This is a genomic window from Saccharopolyspora sp. NPDC000995 (assembly GCF_053599315.1).
Window position 1 is genome coordinate 1 of sequence record NZ_JBSFLZ010000128.1, and the last position, 20,262, is coordinate 20,262.

General features: G+C 64.2%; 18 protein-coding genes and 1 pseudogene. 8 read left to right on the forward strand and 11 right to left on the reverse strand.

All coding sequences use genetic code 11. The annotated features are described in order from the left end of the window. From ACWDKQ_RS29630 to ACWDKQ_RS29640, 3 genes are all read right to left on the reverse strand, one after another. Nucleotides 1-730, reverse strand: a 730-nt coding sequence (locus ACWDKQ_RS29630; RefSeq protein WP_450142062.1) for a hypothetical protein, incomplete at its 3' end; no start/stop codon positions are given. Then, the gene (locus tag ACWDKQ_RS29635) at nt 730-1,005 is read right to left on the reverse strand and encodes a hypothetical protein (RefSeq protein WP_450142063.1); all 276 of its coding nucleotides are present in this window, start codon (nt 1,003-1,005) and stop codon (nt 730-732) included. The genes ACWDKQ_RS29630 and ACWDKQ_RS29635, both read right to left, overlap by 1 nt. Before the next feature lie 227 nt (nt 1,006-1,232). Beyond that, on the reverse strand, nt 1,233-1,526 hold the full coding sequence (locus ACWDKQ_RS29640; protein WP_450142064.1) for a hypothetical protein: 294 nt from the start codon (nt 1,524-1,526) through the stop codon (nt 1,233-1,235). 925 nt (nt 1,527-2,451) lie between these two features. Between ACWDKQ_RS29640 and ACWDKQ_RS29645 the strand changes: the two genes are divergently transcribed. The 4 genes from ACWDKQ_RS29645 to ACWDKQ_RS29660 all read left to right on the forward strand — a co-directional run bounded on the left by ACWDKQ_RS29645 (nt 2,452) and on the right by ACWDKQ_RS29660 (nt 5,343). Continuing rightward, on the forward strand, nt 2,452-3,735 hold the full coding sequence (locus ACWDKQ_RS29645; protein ID WP_450142065.1) for a helix-turn-helix domain-containing protein: 1,284 nt from the start codon (nt 2,452-2,454) through the stop codon (nt 3,733-3,735). Between the two features lie 83 nt (nt 3,736-3,818). Then, entirely contained in the window at nt 3,819-3,980 is a 162-nt protein-coding gene (locus tag ACWDKQ_RS29650) for a hypothetical protein (protein WP_450142066.1), read from the forward strand. Between the two features lie 522 nt (nt 3,981-4,502). After that, nucleotides 4,503-4,769 carry a hypothetical protein gene (locus ACWDKQ_RS29655; RefSeq protein ID WP_450142067.1) on the forward strand — a complete coding sequence of 89 codons (267 nt, stop codon included), beginning with the start codon at nt 4,503-4,505 and terminating at the stop codon, nt 4,767-4,769. Nucleotides 4,770-5,112: 343 nt separating this feature from the next. Beyond that, nucleotides 5,113-5,343: a hypothetical protein gene (locus ACWDKQ_RS29660; RefSeq protein ID WP_450142068.1), complete on the forward strand. Its 231-nt coding sequence runs from the start codon at nt 5,113-5,115 to the stop codon at nt 5,341-5,343. Nucleotides 5,344-5,636: 293 nt separating this feature from the next. Here ACWDKQ_RS29660 and glnA read toward each other — a convergent pair whose 3' ends face one another. The 3 genes from glnA to ACWDKQ_RS29675 all read right to left on the reverse strand — a co-directional run bounded on the left by glnA (nt 5,637) and on the right by ACWDKQ_RS29675 (nt 10,855). Continuing rightward, the gene (gene glnA, locus ACWDKQ_RS29665; protein ID WP_450142069.1) at nt 5,637-7,061 is read right to left on the reverse strand and encodes a type I glutamate--ammonia ligase; all 1,425 of its coding nucleotides are present in this window, start codon (nt 7,059-7,061) and stop codon (nt 5,637-5,639) included. A gap of 2 nt (nt 7,062-7,063) precedes the next feature. Beyond that, nucleotides 7,064-9,949 (reverse strand): excinuclease ABC subunit UvrA, encoded by a 2,886-nt coding sequence (gene uvrA, locus ACWDKQ_RS29670; RefSeq protein WP_450142070.1) that lies wholly within the window; start codon nt 9,947-9,949, stop codon nt 7,064-7,066. Nucleotides 9,950-10,345: 396 nt separating this feature from the next. Continuing rightward, nucleotides 10,346-10,855, reverse strand: coding sequence for an alpha/beta hydrolase fold domain-containing protein (locus tag ACWDKQ_RS29675; RefSeq protein WP_450142079.1), 510 nt, complete (start codon nt 10,853-10,855; stop codon nt 10,346-10,348). Nucleotides 10,856-11,076: 221 nt separating this feature from the next. Between ACWDKQ_RS29675 and ACWDKQ_RS29680 the strand changes: the two genes are divergently transcribed. Then, complete coding sequence (locus tag ACWDKQ_RS29680) at nt 11,077-11,274, forward strand: hypothetical protein (protein WP_450142071.1); 198 nt, start codon at nt 11,077-11,079, stop codon at nt 11,272-11,274. 149 nt (nt 11,275-11,423) lie between these two features. On the opposite strand, the gene ACWDKQ_RS29685 is transcribed toward ACWDKQ_RS29680, so the two are convergent. From ACWDKQ_RS29685 to ACWDKQ_RS29695, 3 genes are all read right to left on the reverse strand, one after another. Then, on the reverse strand, nt 11,424-12,752 hold the full coding sequence (locus ACWDKQ_RS29685; RefSeq protein WP_450142072.1) for a D-arabinono-1,4-lactone oxidase: 1,329 nt from the start codon (nt 12,750-12,752) through the stop codon (nt 11,424-11,426). Then, the gene (locus ACWDKQ_RS29690; RefSeq protein WP_450142073.1) at nt 12,749-13,744 is read right to left on the reverse strand and encodes an NAD-dependent epimerase/dehydratase family protein; all 996 of its coding nucleotides are present in this window, start codon (nt 13,742-13,744) and stop codon (nt 12,749-12,751) included. The genes ACWDKQ_RS29685 and ACWDKQ_RS29690 overlap by 4 nt, the downstream gene beginning before the upstream one ends. A 160-nt stretch (nt 13,745-13,904) precedes the next feature. Further along, a complete protein-coding gene (locus ACWDKQ_RS29695) occupies nt 13,905-15,077 on the reverse strand; it encodes a glycosyltransferase family 4 protein (protein ID WP_450142074.1) in 1,173 nt (390 codons plus the stop codon). A 600-nt stretch (nt 15,078-15,677) separates the two neighbouring features. Between ACWDKQ_RS29695 and ACWDKQ_RS29700 the strand changes: the two genes are divergently transcribed. The 3 genes from ACWDKQ_RS29700 (at nt 15,678) to ACWDKQ_RS29710 (ending at nt 18,741) form a co-directional block, all read left to right on the forward strand. Beyond that, nucleotides 15,678-17,102 carry an MFS transporter gene (locus tag ACWDKQ_RS29700; protein ID WP_450142075.1) on the forward strand — a complete coding sequence of 475 codons (1,425 nt, stop codon included), beginning with the start codon at nt 15,678-15,680 and terminating at the stop codon, nt 17,100-17,102. A gap of 742 nt (nt 17,103-17,844) precedes the next feature. Continuing rightward, nucleotides 17,845-18,099, forward strand: coding sequence for a Smr/MutS family protein (locus tag ACWDKQ_RS29705; protein ID WP_450142076.1), 255 nt, complete (start codon nt 17,845-17,847; stop codon nt 18,097-18,099). Between the two features lie 255 nt (nt 18,100-18,354). Then, nucleotides 18,355-18,741, forward strand: a complete 387-nt coding sequence (locus ACWDKQ_RS29710) for a hypothetical protein (RefSeq protein WP_450142077.1) — start codon at nt 18,355-18,357, stop codon at nt 18,739-18,741. A gap of 314 nt (nt 18,742-19,055) precedes the next feature. Here ACWDKQ_RS29710 and ACWDKQ_RS29715 read toward each other — a convergent pair whose 3' ends face one another. Continuing rightward, entirely contained in the window at nt 19,056-20,162 is a 1,107-nt protein-coding gene (locus tag ACWDKQ_RS29715; protein WP_450142078.1) for a hypothetical protein, read from the reverse strand. Beyond that, nucleotides 20,159-20,262 (reverse strand): annotated as a pseudogene (locus tag ACWDKQ_RS29720) (IS5/IS1182 family transposase); the annotation flags it as partial. The gene ACWDKQ_RS29715 and the pseudogene ACWDKQ_RS29720, both read right to left, overlap by 4 nt.

Here is a 20,262-nt window from a genome sequence, read left to right on the forward strand (position 1 = left end):
GCCCCCGCAAAATCGGACCCATCGTCAAAGCCGCACTCGTACTCACCCAATTCGAACACGGCCGACTCGCATAACCCCCTACTGAGATCACCTCATTGGATTGTGATTTACTGAGCGCATTTTTGACGGTTTTGTGTGTCGGCGGTTGGTTATCCTTCTGTTGTAGCGTCTTGAATTCTACTGGATCACCGTTGATCGTAGCGTCAGCCGTACGGCGGTCACTGGTTGGCAACCTTCGGACAATGTTGCGTCCGGCCTGGGCGAGTCGTTTGGCGACAGATTTTTCGTCGGGACTGAATCGCTGCTCGTCGGTGGTTCCGTTGTCTTCGATTCTGCCGGGCCATGTTGCGGGGTTGTCGGTGACTCCAGCCGGTAGCGGTTGCGGTTTGGATATCGACGGTTTTGGTAGGCGGTCGTATGGTTTTTCGGGTTTTTGGGGGTTGGTCGTGGGGTTGGACGTGTTCGCGGGCCGGTGGGTGTTTCCGTGGTGATAGCTGCCCGCGTTTTGGATTGTGGTTCGGAGGTTCGCGAAGGTTCGCACGATGTCGGCTGCGGTCTCTGCGATGCGGTGCGCTTCGCCGACGAGTTCGTCGTTGGTGCCGAGGATTCCGGCGAGTTGGTCCCGGAGGGCTTCGATGGTGTCGCACAATGCGTTGGCTTCGTTCAGCGGCACGGCGTCGGCGGCCAGCCGGAGGTTTTCCGCCTGGCCGCCGATGGTGTGGTCGCTCATCACTGCTGGTGGTATGCGGCCTTGTCGATGACCATTTGCCGCAGTTGTTCGAGCCCGGCAGTCACGGTGCCGACTTCGTTGGAGACGGCTCCGATGTGGCCGTGGAGCTCTTGGGCGCTGGTGGTTTCCCCGAGGATGCCAGTGACCTGCTGGCCCATGGATTCGAGCTGTCCTCTGATCGCTTCGGCCTGGCCGACAGGCACTTGATCGGCCAAGGCTTGCAGTTGCTGTGCTTGTTCAGCAATGGACACAGAATTCTCCTCCTGGTTGTTCACTGTGGACGGTTGGTGAGGTTTGGGTGCCTGGCCAAGGCAGCGGTACGGGGTTGTCGTGCCTTGGCCAGGCGCGGCCAGGTGCTTTGAAGGGGATCGGCGGCGGTAGCACCGGACCGAACTTGTGGGCGGTTTTGCTCCGTAATGACTGTGTTCGGGCGGTTGTTTCGGGGTGTGGTTCCGGTGCGGGTGCCGGTCGGGGGGCGGACTGTCGGCACCCGCACCGGGGTTTACGGGGAGTGGGTGTGTGCGGCGGCGCAGAGGCGGCAGCCCACTGGGTATATGCGGGAGTGGCTGGGGGCGTCGCTGCCGAGAATCCGCTTGCCGCAGCACGTCATGCCGTCGTGGGTTGGGTGACGTTCGTGTGTGATCCGGTGGTGGTCGGTCCACACGTCGGCGTACTTGGTGTCGTCGCCGTTGTCGGTGTTTTTGGGGAACCAATCAACCGGGGCGGAAGCAAGTTCGTGGAGCATGGCTGCGTGTGGGGTGCGGATCGGAAGCGCGGTCATCGTGGTGGCGGTCATCGGGCGACTGCCCTTCTGCGCAGTCGCGCGAGTTCCCCGGGGCAGAACGAGCACGGCGTTGGCGAGGGACGCTGCGGGTCTTGCGGGTACAAGCTGGTGAGGGGAACACCGCACAGGGAGCGGGTCGCGCCGCTCTGGATGGTGTGGGCGATGTTGTTCAGGCTGGTCAGCATCCGGAAGGAAGGGGAAGTCACTGCGGGTTCACCACCCCGGCGGCGGGCTGCTGCGGGGCCTGGTCAGCGGCCATCCATGCGGGGCCGTGGGCGTCGTGCTCGTGCTGGCGAACCAGGTCGGGGTCCGGGTCGGCAAACAGGCATCGTTTGGCGGCGCATCTCCACGTGGTGGCGCAGTCAGGCGCAAACGTTCGCTGCGGCATTCATGGCCTCACAGGTTGTCGTCAGTGGGTCTTGGTTGGGGACGGAAGGCGATCGGGCGGCCAGCACTGCCAGAAGTTCCCGGCGGTGATTGCGGTACCGGCATCGGGAAGCCAGATCACACGTCCGCGACGCGTCGTGTGGGCGTCGAGGCGGTAGTGACGAACTCCTGTCCAGTCCACCCATGTCCGGCGTGAGGCGGTCACGGCTGGGTCACCGCCGGCCGAACCGCAGGCCCGAATTGCGCTTGGACCGCCCACCACAGCAGTAACCCCGGCCTGTGGAGGACAGCCCGCAGGAGGACGGCGACGTCGATCAACAACCACTGCATGTGAGTGTCCCGATCTCGGTTCGACAGTTCATTTCGGTAACTGTTGTGCAGGTCACCGCGTTATTCTTGCTGACTGTGCCTGCCATGTAACCGTGTGGAGTCGGGGTGGGAAACAGTGTGGGAACAAATCCCACAGGCTTGATGCGATCACTTCAGGTGTACAGATCGCTACGCTTGCGTGAGACATGGAACCGCCAGCAGCGGACGTCGGGAGTGCGTCATGGCACGTGAGCCAGAGACCGTCGTGGAGTTGCGCCGTGCCCTCGGCGCAACGCTTGCCCGCCACCGGGAAGCCAGTGGCTTCCATCAGGGGGAACTTGGCAGCCTGACGCACTACTCGCGCACATCGATTTCGCATATCGAGGCGGGGCGGCAATTTCCGGGACGCGATTTCTGGACAAAAGTAGACGAGATCTGCGACGCGCAAGGTAGCTTGGTGGCGCAGTTCGATGTGATCCAAGCGGAACAGAACTCGCGGAAACTAGCCGGTTTGGCATCCAAGCAGGACGCCATTACAACGCCTGCTGGCTCATGGTTCTCGTTTCCCGTTGCGCTCAGTGATGACGAACAGGATGCGTTAGAGCTAGCTAGGCGCGCCACAGCGAGCGATGTCGGAAATGACACTTTGATGATGTTGGAAAGCGTTGTTGATGACCTGGCTTGTGCATACTCCAAGACGCCGCCTAGCGTGTTGCTGCCCAGGATTCGGCAGCACCTTCGCTATGTTCAGCAGCTTCTCGATGGCCGCATGACGCTCGCGGAGCACCGACGGCTCCTAGCCGTTGGCGGGTGGCTTTCGTTGCTGTGCGCGACTGTGCACATCGATCTGCAGCAAGATTCGGCGGCTACTGCCCGCCTGCGGGCTGCGGCGAGCTTGGCGCGCGATCTAGATCATCACGAGATACGTGCATGGTGCTACGAGACCGAGGCGTGGCGGGTCCTCACCGTTGGCGACTATGAACGCGCGGTGGAGTTGTCCCAGAAGGCTGTGCAGCTCGCTCCGAATGGAAGCTCGGTCGCTATCCAGGCAACGGCGCAAATTGGCCGTGCCAACGCGCGACTTGGAAAAGCGGACGAGACGTACGCCGCTATAGAAGCGGTTCACAAGATGGTGTCACCGATACAGCGGCCGGATCGGCCGGAACACCACTACCGATACGATCCTGACAAGTCGATTTCTTATACCGCAACAACATTGGCATGGCTCGGCGACTCAGCGGCCGAAAGCTACGCACGTGAAGTCATTAAGCGATTGGGGCCGAGTTCAGACTTCAGCAAGTGGCCACGCCGAGTGGCTTCAGCGAACCTGGATCTGGGCCTAGCACTACTCGCTTCCGGCGGGCTTGACGAAGCGTGCGACGTGACCATGCGGGCGATTGCATCGGGCAGGGTGGTTCCGTCGAACCACTGGCGAGCTCTTGAAGTTGTCAGAGCAGTCGAGACCAGGCAGTTGCCAGAAGCAAGCGAGCTACGAGAAGCCTACGAGGCGCTACCGGGTGCATAGCCGCGCGGGTGCTGTTCCCTCTACCGGATCGCGCTGCGCTTGGACTCCGTCACGCAAACGGGCGTGGCCTCCGGTGAGGGCGCATGGCAGCTCGGCGCGTGGGCCGACCGCATCGAACGCTCTACCCCGGGCTGGGCTACGTGGTGGCTGAAGGGGTGCGGGAGCCGCTACGGTTCTGCGCCGGATACATCGACGATGACGAAATCGGCCGGATCGCGTGTGAGTACGCCGCACCCGGCAACTGACGGAGCCTGACCCGGGGTTTCGTCCCACAAGCGGGAAACGTGCGGGCACTGCCGCATCCTGTCCATCAGGTGCCCGTGGGTTGGTACCTCACCAGGCAGGCCCGCACGTTCCCCGCTCTCCCGGATGCCCTACTGGGCGGACAAAAAGAGCGCGGCGAAAGCCGTCCGCTGATCACTACTTCTCCCCTTGATTCCGCTTTACCGTGGAGATCAAGGGGAATTTTCGTGCACCGGATCTATGGGGCGGATTCGGCGATTCACGTTGCCATGAAAGGGGATGATGCGTGATGTTGAAGAACCGTCGTGTGCTGGGGTGGTTACCGCCGGAGTGGACGATCGGTTACGCGGCAGACAACGGTGACATCCTTGTTACGGCTGGTTGGCCAGATGACGTTCAGGCAGCGTTCCGGGTCAGGAGGTTCCTTCGTGAGGGCTGGAACTACCGCGCTGCGCTGGCGTATCTGCTGACGGAGATGCTGGCGAAGCTCACCGGCGGCGTCATGCACGTTGACGTCGATCTTTATGGGGGAAATCGGGACTCTCCCGGAACTGCAGCCGTCTCGCCGCGCGGCGTTTCCGAAGCAGTGGCGGGCCATTGCTGCGGACGACGGCGAGACAAAGTATGTGGAGGGCGGTAACAAACGTGATCCGCACGTGCTGATCGAAGTCGAGTACGCCGAGAACGGAGCCTGCGAATTTCTCGATGAGCTGGCGTCGTTGCTCGCCGAGCTACTCGGATCGGCTGCCACGCTCCCCGAAGGTTCGTTGAGCCACGTCAGCACGAGCTAGGTATCGATCTCTGGTGGCGTGACTGTGGGGGAGCGAGCAATGGCAACCGCCGAAGCTGTGGACGGCACCACAGCATCGACCGACACGAACGGTACTGAGTCGGCTGGGGCAGCGCTGCGGCGGATGAAAGGCCCGCATGCGTTGGAGGTCGCGCAAGCGACGGCTGAGGCCGAGGATGTGTGTATCCGGCCGATGCTGTTTTGGCGGACGGATACGGAGACCGGTCACAAGGAGTTGATTCGCAAGAGCTGTGATCGTCAGTGGGAGTCGGTGTGTCCGCCGTGTGCGCGGAAGTATTTGCGGACGGCTCGGACAAGTTTGCACGATCGAGCCATCGAACGCCATGGGCAAACAACAGAAGGGTGTCGGACAGGCCCGCAACAGGCTCGGGAAGGCAGTGGAACGGACCGTGCCGTTCGGCATGCTGATGCAGTCGATGGTCATCACCTGGTATGCCCAGCACGGTTATCATCCCGACGACATGCTCGCCCGCCGACTCGCCGAGCCATGGTATGACAGCAAGGCCGAGCCGTCCTTCGAAGACCTGATCGCGAAGCTGCGCAAAAAACCTTGACTGCAGCGAGATTTAACGCAGTTAGACCCGGTCACGCCGACCCTGATCTATTGCGGGACTACGCTCTGGCCTGCGCCTCAGCGGCTGCATAGATGCGAAACTCGAGTATTGAGAGTGCTGCCGCTTTCCCGAGATATCGCCACCCGGCAGGCGTGGGCAGCGCCCGATTTCGCGCGAAACCGGCATTCTACACGCGGGAGAGGTGCCGCGAAACCGGCACCTCTCCACGGCGGCCTGAATGGTGGGACTGCGAGCGCAGATCAATAGGGTGATCAGGGTTCGTGGACGCGGCACTAAACGTCGAAGTACAGCTCGAACTCGTACGGGTTCGGGCGCAGTCGCAGCGGGTCGATTTCGTGCTCTCGCTTGAAGGCGATCCAGGTCTCGATCAGGTCCGGCGTGAAGACGTCACCGCGCAGCAGGAAATCCTGGTCGGCCACGAGGCTTTCCAGCACGGCGTCCAGCGAGGACGGAACCTGGACGACATCGGCGGACTCCTCCGGCGGTAACTCGTAGAGGTCCTTGTCGATCGGGTCTGGCGGCTCGATCTTGTTCGTGACGCCGTCCAGGCCGGCGAGCATCATCGCGGCGAAGGCCAGGTACGGGTTCCCGGAGGAGTCCGGGCAGCGGAACTCGATGCGCTTGGCCTTCGGGCTGGCGCCGGTTACCGGGATGCGGATGCAGGCCGAGCGGTTGCGCTGGGAATACACCAGGTTCACCGGCGCCTCGAAGCCGGGCACCATGCGGTGGTAGGAGTTCACCGTCGGGTTGGTGAACGCCAGCAGGCTCGGTGCGTGGTGCAGGATTCCGCCGATGTAGTGCCGCGCGAGGTCGGAGAGCCCAGCGTAGCCCGCCTCGTCGTAGAACAGCGGCTTGCCGCTCTTCCACAACGACTGGTGGGTGTGCATGCCGGAACCGTTGTCGCCGAAAAGCGGCTTGGGCATGAACGTGGCCGTCTTGCCGTGCTGCCACGCGGTGTTCTTCACGATGTACTTGTAGAGCTGGAGGTCGTCCGCGGCGTGCAGCAGCGTGTTGAACCGGTAGTTGATCTCGGCCTGACCTGCGGTGCCGACCTCGTGGTGGGCCTTCTCCACGATGAAACCCGCATCGATCAGGTTCAGCACGATCTCGTCGCGCAGGTCCGCCAGGTGGTCGGTGGGCGGCACCGGGAAGTACCCCGCCTTGTATTTGATCTTGTACCCCTGGTTGCCCCCGTCCTCGGCGCGACCGGTGTTCCACCAGCCCTCGATGGCGTCGATCTCGTGGAACGAGGTGTTCTCCGCATTCACGAACCGCACCGAGTCGAAGAGGTAGAACTCGGCTTCCGGCCCGAAGTAGGCCAGGTCGGCGAGGCCGGAGTCGGCGAGGTACTGCTCCGCTTTGCGCGCGATGTTGCGCGGATCGCGGCAGTAGGGCTGTAGCGTGAACGGATCGTGCACGAAGAAGTTGAGGCTCAACGTCTTCTTGGTGCGGAACGGATCCAGTCTAGCGGTGTAGGGGTCGGGCAGCAGGAGCATGTCCGACTCGTGGATCGCCTGGAATCCGCGCACCGACGACCCGTCGAAGGCGATGCCTTCGTCGAAGATCTCGGCGGCGAACGACTTGGCGGGCACCGCGAAGTGCTGCATGATGCCCGGAAGGTCGCAGAACCGGACATCGATAAACTTCACGTCCTCATCGGAGATGAACCGCAGGACCTCCTCTGGGTTGTTGAACATCGCTACCTCCGAAATTCTCGATCTGGTTTCAAGGAAGCGAGCACCCGGCGCAGGAACTGCCCGGTGTAGCTGGTCTCGTCGCCGGCGACCGCCTCGGGAGTGCCCGTGGCGACCACCCGACCACCGGCCGATCCGGCCTCGGGCCCCAGGTCGATGATCCAGTCAGCGGTCTTGACGACCTCGATGTTGTGCTCGATGACGATGACCGTGTTGCCGACGTCCACCAGCCGTTGCAGCACGTCGAGCAGCTTCTGGACGTCGTCGAAATGCAGCCCCGTGGTGGGCTCGTCCAGGATGTACGCGGTGCCCCCGTTCGAGCGCCGGGTGAGCTCCGTCGCGAGCTTCACCCGCTGCGCTTCACCACCGGACAACGTCGGCGCGGGCTGCCCCAGCCGCACGTACCCCAGCCCGACGTCGACCAGCGTGCGCAGGCGGCGGGCGATGCCCGGCAACGCCCCGAAGAACTCCAACGCCTGTTCGATGGGCATGTCCAGGATCTCCGCGATCGTCTTCCCCTTGTAGCGCACGTCCAGGGTTTCGCGGTTGTAGCGGGCCCCACCGCACTCCTCGCACGGCACGTACACGTCGGGGAGGAACTGCATCTCGATCCGGATGGTTCCGGCACCGGCACATGTTTCGCAGCGTCCGCCCGACACGTTGAAGGAGAACCGCCCCGGCCGGTAGCCGCGGACCTTGGCCGTGGTGGTGGCGGCGAACAGGTTGCGGATGGGATCGAACGCCCCGGTGTAGGTGGCGGGGTTGGAACGGGGCGTGCGGCCGATCGGCGACTGATCGACGTGGACTACCTTGTCGACGCTGTCGATTCCGGTGATGGAGTGGTGCTTTCCCGGCACCGCGCGGGCGCCGTGCAGTTTCCGAGCCAGCCCGTTGTAGAGGATGTCGTTGACCAAAGTGGACTTCCCCGAGCCGGAAACACCGGTCACGGCGATCATGCAGCCCAGCGGGAAGGACACATCGATGCTGCGCAGGTTGTGCTCGCGCGCCGCGTGGATCGTCAATACGCGGTTGTGGTCGACCGCACGCCGCACGTCCGGTACCGGGATCTTGCGGCGACCCGTCAGGTATTCGGCGGTCAGCGACTTCTGGTTGGCCAGCAAGGTGTCCAGCGGACCACTGTGCACGATCGTCCCGCCGTGCTCACCCGCGCCGGGACCGATGTCCACGACCCAGTCGGCGGCGCGGATGGTGTCCTCGTCGTGTTCGACGACGATCAGCGTGTTGCCGAGGTCGCGCAGCCGGGTCAGCGTTGCGAGCAAGCGGTGGTTGTCGCGCGGGTGCAGGCCGATCGAAGGTTCGTCCAGTACGTAGAGAACCCCGGCCAGTCCGGAGCCGATCTGCGTAGCCAAGCGGATCCGCTGGGCCTCTCCCCCGGCGAGCGTGCCCGCCGCCCGATCCAGCGACAGGTAGTCCAGCCCGACATCCAGCAGGAAACCCAGGCGCGCCAGGGTTTCCGAGAGCACCCGGCCGGCGATCGCGCGTTCGCGGCGGCCGAGCACCAGGCCACGCAAGAACTCCGCGCAGCCCGCCACCGACAGCGCGGACACCTCGGCGATCGAGCGCTTCCCCAGCGTCTTGTGCTCTAGCGTGACGGCGAGGACTTCCGGTTTCAAGCGGGTGCCCGCGCATTCCGGGCAGGGCACTTCCCGCAGGTAGCCCTCGTACCGCTGACGCAGGTAGTCCGACTCCGTCTGCTCCAAGCGACGCTCCAGGAACGGAATCACGCCTTCGAAGCGGGCGTAGTAAGACCGCCGCCTACCGTAGCGGTTGCGGTACTGCACGTGGATCTGGTCGTCGGAGCCGTAGAGCACCGCCTTCTGGACCCTCGCGGGCAGCCGCCGCCACGGGGTTTCCACCGAGAAGCCCCGGGCGTCGGCCAAGGAGCCCAGCAGACGCTGGAAGTACTCGCTGGTCTGACCGCCCTGCCACGGCGCCACGGCACCATCCGCCAGCGACAACTCGGGATTCGCGATCACCAGTTCCGGGTCGACCTCGCGGCGCACCCCGATCCCGGTGCACACCGGGCATGCGCCGTACGGGGAGTTGAAGGAGAAGGACCGCGGCTCGAAGTCCTGCACACCGATGGGGTGGCCGCGGGAGCACGCGAGGTTCTGGGAGAACGACCACTGCCGGGCCAGCGACCGCGGCGGTTCGTCGGCGAACTCCACGATCACGACACCGTCGGCCAGTTTCAACGCGGCCTCCACCGACTCCGTCAAACGCTGCCTCGCCCCCGGTTTGACCACGAGCCGGTCGATGACCACTTCGATGGAGTGCTTCTCCTGCTTCTTCAGCTTCGGCACATCGTCGAGGCGGTGCACCTCGCCGTCCACCGACACCCGCGCGTACCCCTGCGATCGCAGGCGGGCGAACAGTTCCGCGTACTCCCCCTTGCGCCCGCGCACCACTGGCGCCAGCACCTGGAACCGGGTGCGTTCGGGGAGGGCCAGCACCTGGTCGACGATCTGCTGCGGGGTCTGCCTGCTGATCCGTTCGCCGCAGACCGGGCAGTGCGGCTCGCCCACGCGGGCGTACAGCAGCCGCAGGTAGTCGGAGACCTCGGTGACGGTGCCCACCGTCGACCGCGGGTTGTGGCTGGTGGCCTTCTGATCGATCGACACCGCGGGCGAGAGGCCTTCGATGACCTCCACGTCCGGCTTGTCCATCTGGCCCAGGAACTGGCGCGCGTACGCCGACAGCGACTCCACGTATCGCCGCTGGCCTTCCGCGAAGATCGTGTCGAACGCCAGGGAGGACTTCCCGGAACCGGACAGACCCGTGAACACGATCAAGCTGTCCCGAGGCAGGTCGAGACCCACGCCGCGCAAGTTGTGCTCACGCGCGCCACGAACGACCAAGCGGTCAGCCACGGCTCAAGAACCAGATCACATCAGGACAACACAACCAGTTTGGCACAGGGCCGCGCCGTGGCGCACCGCAGCGGCGTGTCCAGGCCTCCTCGACGCGTTGGGCCCGGTGCCGCGCAAGGGCACCAGCCGGGAAGAGGACATGTCGTCTGCCATCCGCTGGATCGCGGCGAAGATCGGCGGGACCGGGGGTGGGAGCAGCGTTCGCAGGCGCGTTCGTCGATGCCGTCCGCGCCTCCGCCTTGCGCGAGGTTCTGTCCACACGGTTGCAGGGGCCGGTGTGCGTCCCCTCGTAGCGTGGAGACCTGAACCAACAGGGATGGTTGGGTCGTGGGAGATAAGAGACGCCAGGAGCCAAGCCCAGGTAGTGCCGCCACGCCGCGGTGACTCCGTCGCGATTCATCCATGCCCTGTCGGTGGAGTGCCGCGCCGACCATGTCTCCTGTCTGCCGTTCGAGTCCGGGCTGGTTGAGCAGCTGGAAGCGGGTCGGCGGCCCCTGCTGGTCGCATGCCCGCAACCTCGCCCCCGGCCGCGAGCCCACCCCCGGCCGCGAGCCGACCGCCGGCGCTGTGACCTCCGACCGCGATCCGCCCCGGGTCGACGCCCAGCTCGGCTGCGTGCTCGCCCCTCCACGCCGGTAGGGCGTAGGCGTGGTCCAGCGCGGCCAGGAAGCGGTGTGCGGGGGGGGCGGGCGGTAACCCCCCGAGATCGCGCCGGAGCTCTCCGCGATCCGGGCGGCCCACGAGTGCTCGGTGAGCGGCCGGAGGTTGACGAAGTCCCGGTACTCCCACGCCTCGGCCAACGCCAGCGGGACCCACCAGACCCCGTGGCCGACCTCGACCGGTTGCAGGTGCCAGAAACTGGGGAGGTCCCCGGCGAACCACGATGAGGTTGATCTTTTCCTGCACCTCGACCAACGAAGTCAGCGCGGCACCGTCGGCCCCGAGGCTCCCGAACCGGTATTCGCCGGCCTCGCCCGCAGCCAGCGGCGCCGTCTCCCTCTTTCTCTATACCCCCAGCGGGTATACTTCGCTCCTTGCTCGCCAGCGCTGGGAAAAACGCGTGGGGATGAACGTCGATCGATGCCTCGACGACGTTCATCGATCTCGACGTCGAAAAGAGATACCGGATGTCAGTCCACGCCGTAGTCGGCGAGGGGCCGGTCGGCGCCGCCACGGCGGATCTGCTCGCCGAGCAGGGCCAAGAGGCCCGCTGCAGAAACTCACCACCCAAAGCGGTGATCGCGGCAGCAGCCGAGTTCGCGACGACAGGCACGCGACCGACCAGCAATCAGTGGCGTCCTAACTACGACAACAACAGGTTGTGATCTAGGGTCGGCTCCGAACTGTTGATCTTGTTGTGTCGCTGGCGTGGATGACGCCTGAGCGCTCGGCGAGCTTTGAGGCGTTCCTGCGCCGACTCCGTCCCGGCCAACGATTCCCACCATGGCAAGGATGGACCGGGGCTTACAGGCATTCAGGCCGTACCGGTGAAGACTCGCTCGAGGTAGGGGTTGATCAGGATTCCTTCCGGATCGAGAGATTGGCGAATCCGCTGCACGTCGTTCCAGCGTGGATAGCGGGGCGCGAGGCTGCTCGCGGTTTGGGAATGCAGCTTCGCCCAGTGCGGGCGACCATCAAAATCGCCAAGAACCCTTTCGGCGACCTGATATATCTTGTCGTGCGGGCTATGCGCATCGGTTGCCAAATTGACGTATCCCGTTAGGCGCCCGTAAGAAGGGCTGAGCGGGATGTCATTGCCGGGCGCCACCCGTATCTCCAGGGGCAGCGAAACCACCTCGCCGGACAACGGTAGTGCTCGACGCAATTCTTGCAACGCCTGCCCCAACGCCTCGAACGGCACGGCATACTCCATCGACACCACGCGAACGTGCTGGGGAAACGTGAAAACCCGATGACTCATGTCAACGAACGACCGAAGCGGGCGGCGCGTCAGGACTTTGGAGGCAAATGGCACGAGCGCAGCATCGCGCCGGTGGGCCCAGAGCACACCTTGCAGTCCGACATGGCCCGCCAGGTAGTGATCTCGCCAGGCCTGCCACCGTGACGAGGGCCGCAGTGGCGCCGTCGTGCGCGACATGGCCCGGATGTGTACCTGGTCGCTCCACATGGGCCAGAAGAAGATGGGATGGTCAATGCTCTCGACGTGTTCGGGCAGACGCTCAACTAGCCGGGCGAATGGCTCTGTTCGCTCCTCGAGGCCGAGAGAAAATGCCGGTACGCAACGAAATGTGACCGTAGAGATCACTCCCAAAGCGCCCAAGCCCAAACGAGCAGCCGAGAACACTTCTGGTTCGGTGCTCGCAGAGCACTCCACGACCTCCCCGCGTCCCGTGACGAGCCGCATACTCGCGACCTGACTCGACAGGCAGCCATATCGGATGCCCGAACCGTGTGTCCCCGTCGCGACCAGGCCGGCCGCGGTTTGAACGTTGACGGTCCCCATGTTCTCGAGCGCGAGTCCGTACCGGTCCAACTCGGCGTTGATGCGCCACAGCGGTGCGCCGGCTTGGACCGTTACCGTCATGGCGGCGGGGTCCACCGCGATGACATCATCGTACTCGTGCAGATCAACGAGGGTGCTGTCCGTGCTGACCAGTGGCGCGAATGAGTGCCCATTGCCGGCAACGCGTAGCGGCTGACCGGTGCTACATGCGTCCCGCACTTGCTGGACCAGCTCGTCCTCACTGCGCAGGCTGATGCGACGGGCCGGGAAGCACTGGGCGGACCCTGCCCAGTTCGTCCAACCCGATCTGGCGCCAGCGTGCTCTGCGATGCCAGTCATGGCAGGAACCTGTGCGAGGCGTTACCGACTTCCTTGTAAATCCACTTGTACGTCTCGGAAATTCCGTCGCGCAGCGAAACCGACGGCGCCCAGCCGAGCTGTTCGCGGATCAGCGTGTTGTCGCTGTTTCGTCCCCGCACACCTTGTGCAGCGGAAAGGTTGTGGTGCCGGGTTAGTGAGCAGCCAGCGAGTTCCTGGACCAGATCGACGAGTTGGTTGATGGTGACGAGCTCCTCGCTGCCCAGGTTGAGTGGCTGGTCGCAGTCGCTACGCATGATGCGGAGAATGCCCTCGACGCAGTCGTCGATGTAGGTGAAACTCCTGGACTGCTCCCCGTCGCCCCAGATCTCGATCTTGTCGTCGCCGTTAATGACCGCAGCAGCGATTTTTCGGCAGATCGCGGCCGGGGCTTTCTCGCGTCCGCCGTCCCACGTTCCATGCGGGCCGTAGATGTTGTGGAAGCGGGCTACCCGGGTGCGCAGGCCGAAGTCCTCGGAGAAATGCCGACACATGCGCTCGTCGAAGAGCTTCTCCCACCCGTAACCGTCTTCGGGCATCGCCGGATAAGCCATCTCTTCCCGCAACGGTTCGAGATCCGGGGCGGTCTGGTGGGCGGCGGCGTAGACACAAGCGGACGAGGAGAAGAAGAATCGGTCCACGCCGGCATCGCGGCTGGCCACCAGCAGGTGCGTGTTGATCAGCACTGACAACATGCAGCGGGCCTTGTTGCCTTCGATGAAACCAATGCCACCCATGTCGGCGGCTAGGTTGTAAACCTCGTCCATCCCGTCGGTCGCCGCGCGTGCTGCCTCGAGAAGAGACAGATCGGCCACGACGTTCTCCGCGTCGGGATGTACCTGGTACCACTGGTCAACCGGTTTGCAGTCGACCACTCGAACGCGGTAGCCCTCGGCCAGCAGGCGAGCGGCCAAGTGCCCACCGATGAAACCCCCACCGCCAGCTACGAGAACTGAACCACTGCGGTCACTCACGGTAATCAACTCCTCTAGACATATACGATCAATCCGGAAAAGCTCCGATAGTTTCGACGTTTCGCAAGGCCATTCGCAGTCCTGGCTGCTAAGGCTTTTTCCTACTCATCGATCCGTGGCGTTGCACACGGACTGCTGCGCGATCAGGTAGTCCGGGGAGTCAGGGCACGAGGATCTCCTCGAAGCGGTCGGCTATCGGTTCGATCGCAAAAGCGCGGCGGGCATACTGCCGTCCTGCGTTTCCCATGCGCTGACGGCGTGCGGGGTCGGCGAGTAGGGCGAACGCCGCCTCCACGTATTCATCCGGGTCGTCTGGGCTGACTACTCGCCCCGCTCCGATTTCCGCAAGCAGTTGCGCGGCACGATTCGTCGAGGGGATAGCAGCGAGCACCGGGCGTCCGGCGCATAGATAGGCCAACACCTTGGAGGGAACCGACATCTGACCCGCGTCTGTGCTCAGCCCAGCGAGTAGCACGTCAGCCGCCGCGAACATGCGCGGGACATGGCCGTAGGGCTGAAAGTCGTATAACTGCAGCCGGCGTATTCCAAGTGCTCGCGCACTTTCCAGTGCACGGCGACCGCTGCCCTCGCTGACCACGAACAGGACGCCGGCGTTCCGGGCATCGCAGGCCTTCGCCAACCGCACCAGCAGGTCTGCGCCGTGACGATCGTCCAGCGTGCCGGAGTAGAGGAAAATGGGCTCTCCGGAGCTGCGGTAGGGCCTTGCAGGCGCCCAGTCGTCGCTGTCACATTCCATTTCTGCTAGCGGCGCCCAGTTCTCTATCACGGCGATGCGCTCCGGCTGAACCCCACACTGACGAACGAAATCCGCGAACGGCTCTGCGATGGCAACAACCGCATCGCTGCTCAGTAAGGTGGCCTTCTCGCACCGTACAATGCGTTCCCAGTCGTAGGGGCGGGTCTCCGCTCTGGGTGCACGCGCGGAGTAAATATCCTGCAACCAGTACACGAACCGGATTCGCTGGTTAGCGCAGGCTTGCTGGATATGCTGCTGAACCGGGACCGGGCTATTCCCCGAAATCACCACGTGCGGCGTGAAGTCTCTGATGAGGCCGCCGACGTCCTGGCCGTACGTGTCAGGACTCGAACTCGGGTGTTGTTGCTGAGGCATACCAATGATCGAAAGGCGGCCGGAATCTGGTCTTCCGACCTCCAGCTTCCCTTGTCCGACTGCGATGGTCGAGCAGTACACGTGACGGACATCATGTCCTCGCCGTGCCAATTCGCGGCTGAGTTCGATTTGGAACGGATGCCCCAGGTAATCGTGAACAACTATGCGCGCGGGATGTTGACTGGCAATGATGACCTCCAAATGCCGTATCCAGCTACACCTGCGTGGCTTGCCAGATCGCCGCACAGCCGTGGACGCCGTGCTTGGCGCACGCCAATGGATCCGGTTGGAGCGTAGCTCGGTCCAGCATGAGTATGTTCGGGATGTGCGCGGAATGGGCGTTGAAATGCGGTGAAGCTCCGGGAAAGCGGGTCGCCCGGCGAGGTTGGTCCAAGTTCGTGAGGTCGGTCTGCGCTCGATCAGCGACCTTGGCCGGCGGCACCCCATGCCGGAACCTCCTTTCGCTGTGTCAGAGCCCACTACGCTCCTGCCTGAGCGAGCAGCACCCGAGGCGCCGTTGCCTTGGCTGTACGCCCCGAGGGTGCTGCGGTTGGCGCCGTCACTTCCTATCCGAACGGCGCATCGCGCTCAGCGAACTAGAGGAAGAAGTGCACTATGGCTGCCCGTTCGGACCGTTCTTTGCGACATATGGCTCATGTTGCGCGGTTCCCAGACGACCATGGGGGCCTTGAACGGACCGCGCAGTGCGATGCCACGGTCAGCGCCGAGGCTCGCGAGCGGATCGAGGCGTGGTGCACGTTCGCTATTGCATAAGTTCACGCCGTGAGGACTCGGACAGCCATGATCGACGCGCGCCACCGGAATACCGCGTTCCTGGTCGCCGGCTGCTTCTTCATGGAGAATTTGGACAGCACAATCGTCACCACGGCCGCCCCCAAAATAGGCGAGTCGTTCGGCGTGCCACCGACTGCGGTCGGTCTGGTGATGACGGCTTACCTCGTCACCTTCTCCGTGCTGATCCCACTTAGCGCCTGGCTGACCAGCAGGCTGGGTGTCCGGCCGGTGTTCCTGGCCGCCATCGTGATTTTCACCCTGGCCTCGCTCGGTTGTGCAATGAGCGGCAGCCTTCCGATGTTGGTGGCCATGCGTGTGATGCAGGGCGTGGGCGGCGCGATGATGGTGCCCGTCGGGCGGATGGCGGTGCTGTCCAGGACGGAAAAGCCGGACCTGTTGCGGATGATGGCCTACATCGTGTGGCCCGGTCTGCTGGCACCCGTCGTCGCACCGCTAGCCGGTGCACTGATCACCACGTATGCGTCCTGGCAGTGGCTGTTCCTGATCAACGTGCCGCTCGGGGTGTTCGCCTCTGTTGCGGCATGGAAACTGGTCGGGGAAGTCGACAGCGGCGCCGCCCAGAGACCACTGGACTGGCTTGGCCTGGTGCTCACCTGCGGCGGGCTCGGCGGGCTCACCTTTACCGCGCACCTGATTTCGGACAGCGACACGAGCTGGCCGGTGACCACCACGCTGACCGCGCTGTGTCTCGCCGGCCTCGCCGTGGCAGGCTGGCATCTGCTGCGCACCCCGAACCCGCTGGTCACGCTGCAAACGCTGCGCATACCGACCTTCCGTCTCTCCCAGTCCAGCGGGTTCCTGTTCTGGATCGTGGTCGGCGCCGCACCGTTCTTGTGCCCGCTGATGTGGCAGAACGCGTTCGGCTACAGCGCGATAACCTCGGGCACGGTGGTACTGTTCATCTTCGTCGGCAACCTGGCGATCAAGCCGGCGACCACCCCAATGCTCAACCACTTCGGCTTCCGGCCGGTGCTGCTCGCCGCCACGATCACCCTCGCGCTGTCCATGATCGGTTTCGGCTTTACCACCGCCTCCACCCCGTTGCCCGTGCTCGCCGCAATGGCCTTGTTGTCCGGGGTTGCCCGCTCGGTGGGGCTGACCGCGTACGCCACGATCGGGCTCAGCGATGTCCCGCCCGAGCAGATGCGCGACGCCAACACGCTGGCTGCCACCACGCAGCAGTTGTCCGCCGGGCTGGCCATCGCGCTGGCCACGGTGGCTCTGCGGCTCGGCGCGCCCTTGGGTGAGACGGTGTTCGGTGCGCGCAGCGGGGCGGCCTATACCGTGGCCTTCACCCTTCTCGGGCTGACCGCGCTGATCGCCACCGCCGGGGCGTTACGCCTCCACCCACATGCCGGCAACGCCGTGCGCACGCAGGCGAGCGCCACCTCCACCCCTCAACCAAGCTGATGCGTTCGCACAACGAGCGAAGACCACCGTCGCCGACGGCACGTGCGAGGACCTCCACCAACGCTGCGGTGCCATCATGCTCGTGGGGGCGCGCTACGCTCTCGATGAGCTGAACCTGCGCAGTTCGTCAAGCCCGGTGAACTCTCGTCGCAAGAAATCTGGGCAGTGCTCTTCGGGCCAAAGCAACCATTGCGCGCGGGTCTCAGCCGCCCCGAACACCAACCCATGCGGCCAGATTCGGCACGATCTCCGTTGCTGCGCAGCGGGCGCGCGTCATCTTGTCTTGATCGCCGCGCGGGAAGCGCGCGCTACGTCGATCCAATGATGACCCGAACTGCTGGGCACGTGGTGCCGCCGCTACCCCTTCCTGGGCAAGCCCAGGAACTCGGTGAGAGCTTCGTCGGTGTCCCGCCCAGACCAGGGCCGACAGCCCACACGACACCCGGAGCGGACGGCAGTGATGGCACCACCACCGGCAACCGGATCAACCGTTCGCCACATCCCCGACGCAGCAAGATCCACTGCTGCCAGGCGCTGACCTCAGGACGAGTAAGCCCGAAATCGATACCGCGACGGCACTCGGGCCCCTCTGGTGGGTCGCGACGTCGTGGATGGTGTCTGCTGGTCCTGACGGGCACGAACTGCGCGCGTTCGTGCTCAACCTGCGCACGAGGCTTGGGTTCTCGCTCGCATCATGCTTGGGTCCAGCGAGAGGCAAGTCAATGACACCTGGGAGAACGCGATGCCGGAAAAGCTGACCGTGGATCTTCACCCGATCTTCCGCAGCGACAGGGAGATCGACAACGCGGTGCGCAACGCGATCTTCCGCGCCGCCGGCGAAAATGTGCCGCTCGTCGAGATCATTCCAGGCAAGGGCGCCGGCAAGCTCAAGAACCGCGTTCTCGCGATGCTGAAGCAGCCCCACATCAAGAAGCTGTACCGGAGTGTGGAGGTGGCCCCCGGCAACGACGGGATGGTGCTGGTGCACTTGAGGTAGGCGTACGCACCCGCCACATCCAGGGCGATATCTCGAAACGGCATGACCATCGCCGACATGGCCCAACCCGCCCCCGACAGTGGTGTCGCCATTCACGACCAAATGACGGCCGGGATGTATGCCAGCGGTTTCAGGTGGCAAAGAGATCGGAGTGCGGCGGGACTCTGCGTGCTGGGGGGGGAATCCGTCCACCGGTGAGCAGCATTCCCTACCGAACTTGGCTTTGTCACGGCGGTTTCCACTAACGGTGTGGATGTGCGAATCCTCCTGCGCGTCCCCAAAGCCATGTGCTGGGCGGCAGGGCAAAGTCAGTTGCTGGCCGACCTCGAAAAGGCCGTCCGCGGTATGCTGACGCTTGGTAAAGTCGAACCGACGGTGAAACCGCACAAAGGCGTTCTGGACACCTCAGCTCCTCTTCCATGCACGACGAGGATCATTGACCGCGGGAGTTACGCGTTCGCTTTCCACCCGGCCGCACAGCCCACCGGGTCCGTTGATCACTACACTTGCCTTGCCGATGCCGTCGACTCTGGCTGGATCATCGACGACGTCGAACAAAACAGGGGCCGGTGCGGGTCGAGCAATCATGGCCTCCGCACTGCCAGCGTGCGCGTGTTCATCCGGGCACGCGTTGAACAGTGAGTTGATCTCAGTGGCTCACTTTTCCGCTGATCGAGAAGCTCGAACTGCTTCCGCGAGCAGAGTGAGTCCTTCATCGCGTTGATGCCCCTATGTCAAGCGCTGTTGAAGTCGGGTTCAGTTGGCGGTGTCAGGGCGCGGACGATCCTGTTGGAGACTTGGCGTGCGATGTAGCGTTCGAGGAGCCCTGATGATCTCCTTGCGGCTGGAGCAGGAGGCTGCGCGGCGTGCCGCGTAGTCCTGGGTGCGGAAATCGTGGATGAGCCTGTTCGTAGCGATTGTCCATAGTGCACTGGGAAATGAAACGGTAGCCGCAATTAACTCTGTGGCGCTGAGTTTTGCCCTCTTGAGCGCTCGACTGGGCTGACACCACAGAGCGCTGCGAGGGCCGCCTCTCCGCAGCGCTTAACTCCCCTTGCGGGGCCCGTGCGCGCTTTGGGGATGGTCGGATTATCGGTAAGTGCCGCGCGAGCGGCATTTTGCGTGTCCACCGGATTTGCTTCTGCGTCTCCTTTTGCCGGTCTATTTCCCAGCACGGCCTGCGCTGGCTCCCCGCAGGCGTGCAGGCTGCCGCCTGTGCTGGGCAGGAGCGCCCCAAGTGGATACAGCCCCACGGCCTGCAGATCCAGGTCAGCCCGTTCGGCGACTGTCCGCGCCGCAGCGAGAATGCGGGACTCGGCCGGATCCTCCACACATATCAGCAATCGCCCAGATCGTCCGTGCAGCTCTGGGCAACCGACTCGCAACACTTGCACCACATAGGCCAACCGGACCAGCTCGGAGTAACTGGTGACCTGCTCGGTCGCAGCGATGCGGCGCCAGACCGGATCGGCATCGGCTAGAAACCGCAGTGCCTGGCCGGGCGTGGTACCTGGCAACCGGCCGCGGGCAATGTCCGCAATACTGGCCAGCTCCTCGACGCAGGCAGCGTGCAGGCCCTCGGCGAGACACCGCCGCACCACCAGCGCCTGGACCTGGGCATTGCGCTGGCGCACCAAATCCTGCCAGTGCTGCCATAATTCCGGTGCCAGCATCGGCGCACCCCGCTCGTCCAGCAAGGCAGCCAAGTAATGCAGCCGGGGTATGTGCCAGCCCATTGTGGAAGGCACTCGTATCGCCGTCCACCGTGCCAACGCGCCCGCGAGTCCGGCCAGTGCCGCTGACGTCGTGGTCTCATAGGCGGAGAGCTCCGCTTGAGCCCGCACGGTGTGCAAAGTGCGCACCTGCTCAGGTTGCGGTGCCCGCGTCAATTCCACTGCTCCCGCCGCTCCCACCGCGGACAACGCTCCGGCCCCCCACAGACACAGCCCCGAGGACAGCACCACCTCGTCGACCGCGACCTGGCGCGCACGCAAATGCGACAGCCCGGCCGCACGCACCCAGTGAGCCTTTCCGGGTAACGATTGGTCGCTGTGGGTGATCATGTTGCGCGGTCGTGTTCGGTGTGAAGGATGACGAGGGCGGCTTTGACGATGGTGCCGATTTTCCGGGGGCACAGGCTTATGTTGCGGAGTGCTTTGAAGG

Excerpts from the sequence above, each read along its gene's own strand:
- ACWDKQ_RS29640 (WP_450142064.1), bottom strand. The coding sequence starts at position 1,526 with ATGACCGCCACCACGATGACCGCGCTTCCGATCCGCACCCCACACGCA.
- ACWDKQ_RS29645 (WP_450142065.1), top strand. The coding sequence starts at position 2,452 with ATGGCACGTGAGCCAGAGACCGTCGTGGAGTTGCGCCGTGCCCTCGGC.
- ACWDKQ_RS29650 (WP_450142066.1), top strand. The coding sequence starts at position 3,819 with ATGGCAGCTCGGCGCGTGGGCCGACCGCATCGAACGCTCTACCCCGGG.
- ACWDKQ_RS29655 (WP_450142067.1), top strand. The coding sequence starts at position 4,503 with ATGGGGGAAATCGGGACTCTCCCGGAACTGCAGCCGTCTCGCCGCGCG.
- ACWDKQ_RS29660 (WP_450142068.1), top strand. The coding sequence starts at position 5,113 with ATGGGCAAACAACAGAAGGGTGTCGGACAGGCCCGCAACAGGCTCGGG.
- glnA (WP_450142069.1), bottom strand. The coding sequence starts at position 7,061 with ATGTTCAACAACCCAGAGGAGGTCCTGCGGTTCATCTCCGATGAGGAC.
- ACWDKQ_RS29680 (WP_450142071.1), top strand. The coding sequence starts at position 11,077 with ATGTCAGTCCACGCCGTAGTCGGCGAGGGGCCGGTCGGCGCCGCCACG.
- ACWDKQ_RS29685 (WP_450142072.1), bottom strand. The coding sequence starts at position 12,752 with ATGACTGGCATCGCAGAGCACGCTGGCGCCAGATCGGGTTGGACGAAC.
- ACWDKQ_RS29700 (WP_450142075.1), top strand. The coding sequence starts at position 15,678 with ATGATCGACGCGCGCCACCGGAATACCGCGTTCCTGGTCGCCGGCTGC.
- ACWDKQ_RS29705 (WP_450142076.1), top strand. The coding sequence starts at position 17,845 with ATGCCGGAAAAGCTGACCGTGGATCTTCACCCGATCTTCCGCAGCGAC.
- ACWDKQ_RS29715 (WP_450142078.1), bottom strand. The coding sequence starts at position 20,162 with ATGATCACCCACAGCGACCAATCGTTACCCGGAAAGGCTCACTGGGTG.